This window comes from Bradyrhizobium sp. (genome assembly GCF_016462955.1).
In the GTDB taxonomy this organism is placed as follows: domain Bacteria; phylum Pseudomonadota; class Alphaproteobacteria; order Rhizobiales; family Xanthobacteraceae; genus Bradyrhizobium.
In genome coordinates, this window is the sequence record NZ_JAEMSD010000437.1 from 3,620 (window position 1) to 5,876 (window position 2,257).

2 protein-coding genes are annotated in these 2,257 nt (G+C 67.3%); both read right to left on the bottom strand.

All coding sequences use genetic code 11. The features are described from left to right. Nucleotides 1-1,621 (bottom strand): potassium-transporting ATPase subunit KdpB (gene kdpB, locus JHD07_RS30925; protein ID WP_291629029.1); only part of this gene is annotated, 1,621 nt, incomplete at its 3' end. A gap of 24 nt (nt 1,622-1,645) precedes the next feature. Next, a partial coding sequence (locus tag JHD07_RS30930; RefSeq protein ID WP_291629031.1) for a potassium-transporting ATPase subunit KdpA occupies nt 1,646-2,257 on the bottom strand: 612 nt, incomplete at its 5' end.

Consider the following 2,257-nt stretch of genomic DNA (forward strand, 5'->3'; position numbering starts at 1 on the left):
CGCCGCACATAGCCACCAGCTTGCCCTTGGCCTGCTCGTCCCGGATCAGCTTGAGCTTGTCCTCGGGCGTTGCCTGCGCCAGGAAGTCGTCGACGCCGGCCTCGGCGGCGATGGCGGCGGCCGTCATCGGATTGTCGCCGGTGATCATGATGGTGCGGATCCCCATGCGGCGCAGCTCCGCGAAGCGCTCGCGAATGCCGCCCTTGACGATGTCCTTGAGCTGGACAATGCCCAGCAGCTTGCCGTCCTTGGCGACCGCCAGCGGCGTGCCGCCCGATTTGGAGACCTCGTCGGCAATGGCGCTGATCTCGCGGCCCGCTTCCGACAGGGCCACGGGCTGCATGGCCCGCGCCGCATTGCCCGAGGCGATCGCAGTCGACGCCCCCCCGCCGACATAATTGAGGATGGCATCGACCGCGCCCTTGCGTACCGAGGAGCCGCCGGCATCGACGCCACTCATGCGGGTCTGGGCCGTGAACGGAACGAAGGTCGCTCCCAGCTCCGCCATGTCGCGGCCGCGGATGCCGTACTTCTCCTTGGCCAGCACGACGATGGAGCGGCCTTCCGGCGTCTCGTCGGCGAGCGAGGCGAGCTGGGCGGCGTCCGCCAGCTCCTGCTCGGTGACGCCGCGCACCGGACGGAACGCGGTCGCCTGCCGGTTGCCGAGCGTGATCGTTCCGGTCTTGTCGAGCAGCAGCGTGTCGACGTCACCGGCGGCTTCGACCGCGCGGCCAGACATCGCCAGGACGTTGAAGCGCACCAGGCGGTCCATGCCGGCGATGCCGATCGCCGACAGCAGCGCCCCGATCGTGGTCGGGATCAGCGTCACGAACAGCGCGACCAGCACGATGACCGAGATCGAGCCGCCGGCATAGGCCGCGTAGCTCGGGATCGTCACGGTCGCGAACACGAAGATGATGGTCAGACCCGCAAGCAGGATGTTGAGCGCGATCTCGTTCGGCGTCTTCTGCCGCTCGGCGCCCTCGACCAGCTTGATCATGCGATCGATAAAGGTCGAGCCCTGGGCTGCCGTGATGCGGACGCGGATCCAGTCCGACAGCACCTGCGTGCCGCCTGTCACCGCCGAACGGTCGCCGCCGGACTCGCGGATCACGGGCGCCGACTCGCCGGTGATGGCGGCCTCGTTGACGGAGGCGACGCCCTCGATCACCTCGCCGTCCGAGGGGATCGTGTCGCCCGCCTCGACCAGCACGAGATCGCCGACCTTCAGGCTGGTGCCCGAGACGAGCTTGTAGTCGCGGCCCGCACCGCTCAGGAGCTTGGCCTGGCTCTCGGTGCGAGTCTTCCGCAGCGTCTCGGCCTGCGCCTTGCCCCGGCCCTCGGCCACCGCTTCGGCAAGGTTGGCGAACAGCACGGTGAACCACAGCCAGAGGATGATCTGGAAGGTGAAGCCGAGATTCTCGCCACCGGTGAGAAGATCGCGCAGGAAGATCACGGTGGTGAGCGCGGCGACGATCTCGACCACGAACATGACGGGGTTCTTGATCATGGCGCGCGGATCGAGCTTGGCGAAGGCCGCGCCGATCGCCGGCAACACGATCTTCGGATCCAGCATCGCCGAGACGGGCATGCGCTTGTTGGGCTTATGGACGGGTTCCATGGAGGTCACTCCGAAAGAGCTGGATCAGAACAGGTTGCCGGCGTTCATCGCGAGGTGCTCGACGATGGGGCCGAGCGCGAGCGCCGGGAAGAAGGTCAGGCCGCCCATGATCAGGATGACGCCGACGACGAGGCCGACGAACAGGCCGCCCGTGGTGGGGAACGTCCCCATCGACGGCGGGATCGATTTCTTGGCCGCGAGCGAGCCCGCGATCGCCATGGCCGGCACGATCATGAAGAAGCGGCCGACGAACATCGCGCTGGCAAGCGTGAGATTGTAGAAGAAGGTGTTGCCGGTGAGGCCCGCGAAGGCCGAGCCGTTGTTGGCCGCCCCCGAGGTGAAAGCGTACAGCACTTCGGTGAAGCCGTGCGGCCCGGCATTCGCCATGGAGGCGACCGCCGCCGGATAGACCACGGCGACGGCGGTCCAGCCGAGAATCATCAGCGGCAGGACGAGAATGGCGAGCATCGCCATCTTGACCTCGCGCGCCTCGATTTTCTTGCCGACATATTCGGGCGTGCGGCCGACCATGAGCCCCGCGACAAAGATCGCGAGGATGACGAACAGCAGCATGCCGTACATGCCGGCGCCGACGCCGCCGACGATGATCTCGCCGAGCTGCATGTTGATCAGCGG